Consider the following 3,911-nt stretch of genomic DNA (forward strand, 5'->3'; position numbering starts at 1 on the left):
ATGAAGACGAAAAGACTTTTGGCGGTATGTTTTTTGAATACTGTGATGAGCTAAAAGATTTAAGTCATATTGAAGCATTATTTTTAATCATAGACCTTTTCAAAAAGACTCTACATGATTATTCAACATTAACTGAAGAAAAGATAAATGACCTATTAGACTACTTTTTTGAGCTTCTTCCTGGTTATATCAAGAAATCATTAATGATTTCTAACGCCGAAAGTTGAGCTATCGACATTTAAAAGTTTACTGACGTAAAAAAGCCTGCTAATTAAAATAATTAGCAGGCTTTAGCTTCGACAAATATTGACATAAAGCGGGTAGTTCCCGGTGCATGTACATTTTAATTTTAAGGAATAGTAACCTTTTTCTCGATCCGGTTAAAGAGAGAAACAAATAAAATGATCACTACCAGGTAAATTAAAGCAACTATAAAGTAAACATTAAAAAACTGATAGTTGCGGCTGGCAATTAATTTTCCTTCAGTCATTAATTCTCTGGCACCAATTACATAGGCCAGGGAGGAATATTTGATCATATATATAAACTCATTAGTCCAGGCGGGAATTACCCGGCGCAGAGCCTGAGGTAAAATAATATATCTAATTCCCTGCCATTTGCTCATTCCAATTGACTGAGCTGCCTTAAGCTGGCTGCCGCTGATTGACTGGATGGAGCCTCTTAAATATTCAGCCTGGTAGGCTCCACTGTTGATAATAAAGCTGATCACTGCTGCTGTAATTGGAGTTAATCTGATTCCATAAGCCGGCAGACCATAATAGATAATAAAAAGCTGAACTAAAAGTGGTGTCCCTCTGATAATCGAAATGAAAATCCGAACCACAGCTGAAACAAATTTATTACCATAAATCTTACCCAGAGCTAAAAATGTTCCCAAAATTGTACCTGAGAAACAGGAAATAATAGTTACAAAAACTGTGACTCCAAGTCCTCTTAAAAATAAAGGATAAAATTCCAGAAAAATATCTAGCATTAGTTCTCACCCTCACCGTATAGATCAGTCAGCTGAAAGAGAAATTCTTTAGTTCTTTTGTGATCAGGGTTGGTAAAGAGTTTCTCTGGATCACCCTGTTCAACAATATTGCCGCCTTCCATAAAAATTAATTCGTCAGCAACACTGCGGGCAAAACCCATTTCATGGGTCACAACCAACATAGTCATTCCTTCTTCTGCCAGATTGCGCATTACTTTAAGCACTTCTCCAGTCAGTTCAGGATCCAGGGCAGATGTTGGTTCGTCAAATAAAATTAGTTTGGGCTGCATTGCTAAAGCTCTGGCAATGCCAACCCGCTGTTTCTGACCACCTGATAACTGAGAAGGATAAGAATCTGCATAATTTTCAAGTCCAACTCGCTCCAGTTCAAATAAAGCAAGTTCTTCTGCTTCTTTTTTATTCATTTTTTTAACCTTTGTCAATCCAATCATTACATTTCCTTTTGCTGTCAGATGGTTAAAAAGGCCAAAATCCTGAAAGACAAAACCAATCTGCTGTCTGATCTCATTTATATTTTTAGCAGAAGTGATTTCAGTATCTTCAAGATAAATTTTCCCTTTAGTCGGGGGAACAAGACGGATGATATTATTTAAAATAGTACTCTTACCCGTACCGCTGGGCCCGACAATAACCTTAGTTTCACCTTTATCGAGGGCTAAAGAAATTCCCTTGAGCACCTCTTCATTTTCAAAACTGTGGTGTAAATCTTCTATTCTCAATAAATGCTTAGTAGGCATCTGAATGTCCTCCTTCAATACCTATCCCTGGAATCTGATATTTTTTCTCAAAGAGGGATAGTCCTCCGTTAACTATAGTAGTCAGTATAAAATAAATTGCTGCAATGGTCAGATAAATAACCATCGGCTCATTTGAGGTGGCAATAAAATACTCTCCCTGTCTTAAAAGCTCCACCACTCCAATGGTAAAAGCCAGTGAGGTATCTTTAAGCACAATTGCTGATTCGTTGGCAACAGGTGGAATTGCAATTCTAATTGCCTGGGGGGCAATGATATAAAAGAAAGCCTTCATCTTGCTCATTCCCAGTGAGCGGGCCGCCTTCATCTGTGAACCACCTACTGATTGAATTGCTCCCCGATAAATCTGAGACTGATAGGCAGCTGATCTTAGCCCAATTCCAATAACTGCCGCTCTAAAGATTGGAATCCTTAAGCCCAGCATCGGCAGACCATAATTTAAAAGCAGAAGCATTACAAGCAGTGGAATACTGCGAGCCAGACGTTCGTAAACCGCCACTACTCCCTGCAGAATTTTATTTCCATAAACCTGAGCAAAGGCAATTGGTAAGCCAACTACTATTCCAATTAAAAGACTCCAGAATGTAAGCTGAATTGTAACCAGAGTACCTTCTAATAGATATGGTAGTGCATTTTTAATTAATTCTAAGTTATTCATAATCTGTCCTTTCTAAAAGTTTTTAATGAAAGTTATTTAAAATTCTAATTTCACTCGTAAAAGTTCAAGCATCAGCCGGACTAATTAAGAATCAAACTTTTAGGAATAAAATCAGTTTTTACTTCTATTAAGTAATTTATTCACTAAACTGAGAAAATAAAAGGCTTTTCTCCACTGGCTAGGCTTAAGATTATACCAGGCCAGACAGCAGAGAAAAAGCCAGATTAGATTTTATTCAAAGTATTTTTCAATTAATTCATCCATAGTTCCATTTTCAATAACCTTTGCCAGCCCTGCATTTACTTCTTCGAGCAGTGCCTGATTATTTTTGCCAACAGCAATACCGTATTCTTCACCGGTAATTACCTCTGCTACAACATTGACCGGATTATCCTTACTGTAAGTTTCTGCAACCGGCTTATCTAAAACAGCGGCATCAATATTTTTGTTAGCTAAATCTCTAATAACAAAAACATAAGAATCATAATTTCTGAGCTCTCCAGTTAGAATATCACGCTCAATCAGCTTATCTCTAACCCAGGTATCACCTGTAGTTCCTGTCTGCACACCAACATCATTTGAGCCAAATAGAACTGTTAAATCCTCTTCAGATTCTTCGTGAACTAAAACTGACTGGTTGGCGGAATAATAAGGATCAGAAAAGGCAACTACTTCTTTTCTAGCCTCAGTAATTGTCATTCCAGCTGCTACCATATCCAGACTGCCTGAAGCCAGTCCCGGGATTAAAGAGTCAAAACTGATATCTCTAAATTCAACCTCAAAACCCTGCAGCTTTGCGATCTCTTTTACCAGATCAATATCAAAACCTACGATTTCACCCTCTTCTACATACTCAAAAGGGGGGAAGCTTGCGTTTGTTCCTACAACATAGCGCTGAGCCATAACCCCTGAGCTTAAAGTCAACACTGTCAGTATAACTAAAATTGTTACTAAAGTCTTTTTCATTTAATTATTTCCTCCTTTAAATTTTTATTCTACCTTCTCGCTACTTTTTTTATCTGCGAAAAATGATAAAATTTAATCTTAAAATTCATTATACCATAATCCTTTAATCAGCAAAAGTAATATTTTAATTTAATACAAGCTTTAATTTTCTGAAAACTGGCTTAATCAGCCTCATGATTTATTCGTATATCAAATTAACACCTCAATCTCCACAAAAATCCATTCGGGAAATGGGTGCTAAATTAAATAAAACTATTTGAAATCATCTTTTTTGTCCTCCATTTGCTGAATCATTCCTTATCTTTAATTAATTTTCCACTTCATTTATAATACTATATTATTTAAAACTCTTAGTCAATTCTAAAAATCAGCCGAAAATACTTGCTTGCTTTTAAAAATATCGAGCTGTATAATTGAATAAAGATACCGTCAAATGAAATATGATAGTTACCATAAAATGTAAGTAAATAGTAATAGAGCATCACTAATTTTAATTATAATAAAAATCTTCAGAATG

Annotated in this window: 4 protein-coding genes and 1 pseudogene; 1 reads left to right on the forward strand and 4 read right to left on the reverse strand. The window is 35.9% G+C overall.

Annotation, left to right across the window (positions count from 1 at the left end; all coding sequences use genetic code 11):
* A pseudogene (locus C8C76_RS15255) lies at window positions 1–227 on the forward strand (IS4 family transposase); the annotation flags it as partial.
* Window positions 228–349: 122 nt separating this feature from the next.
* On the opposite strand, the gene C8C76_RS14800 reads toward C8C76_RS15255, so the two are convergent.
* The 4 genes from C8C76_RS14800 to C8C76_RS14815 form a co-directional block, all read right to left on the reverse strand.
* Complete coding sequence (locus C8C76_RS14800; protein ID WP_108142990.1) at window positions 350–994, reverse strand: amino acid ABC transporter permease; 645 nt, start codon at window positions 992–994, stop codon at window positions 350–352.
* A complete protein-coding gene (locus tag C8C76_RS14805) occupies window positions 994–1,752 on the reverse strand; it encodes an amino acid ABC transporter ATP-binding protein (protein ID WP_108142992.1) in 759 nt (252 codons plus the stop codon). Before C8C76_RS14805 ends, C8C76_RS14800 begins: the two co-directional genes overlap by 1 nt.
* The gene (locus C8C76_RS14810; RefSeq protein ID WP_108142994.1) at window positions 1,742–2,428 is read right to left on the reverse strand and encodes an amino acid ABC transporter permease; all 687 of its coding nucleotides are present in this window, start codon (window positions 2,426–2,428) and stop codon (window positions 1,742–1,744) included. The genes C8C76_RS14805 and C8C76_RS14810 overlap by 11 nt, the downstream gene beginning before the upstream one ends.
* A 231-nt stretch (window positions 2,429–2,659) precedes the next feature.
* The gene (locus tag C8C76_RS14815; RefSeq protein WP_108142996.1) at window positions 2,660–3,394 is read right to left on the reverse strand and encodes a basic amino acid ABC transporter substrate-binding protein; all 735 of its coding nucleotides are present in this window, start codon (window positions 3,392–3,394) and stop codon (window positions 2,660–2,662) included.
* Between the last annotated feature and the right edge of the window lie 517 nt (window positions 3,395–3,911).

It is taken from the genome of Halanaerobium saccharolyticum (genome assembly GCF_003053565.1).
Lineage (GTDB): Bacteria > Bacillota > Halanaerobiia > Halanaerobiales > Halanaerobiaceae > Halanaerobium > Halanaerobium saccharolyticum_B.

Excerpts from the sequence above, each read along its gene's own strand:
- C8C76_RS14800 (WP_108142990.1), bottom strand. The coding sequence starts at position 994 with ATGCTAGATATTTTTCTGGAATTTTATCCTTTATTTTTAAGAGGACTT.
- C8C76_RS14805 (WP_108142992.1), bottom strand. The coding sequence starts at position 1,752 with ATGCCTACTAAGCATTTATTGAGAATAGAAGATTTACACCACAGTTTT.
- C8C76_RS14810 (WP_108142994.1), bottom strand. The coding sequence starts at position 2,428 with ATGAATAACTTAGAATTAATTAAAAATGCACTACCATATCTATTAGAA.
- C8C76_RS14815 (WP_108142996.1), bottom strand. The coding sequence starts at position 3,394 with ATGAAAAAGACTTTAGTAACAATTTTAGTTATACTGACAGTGTTGACT.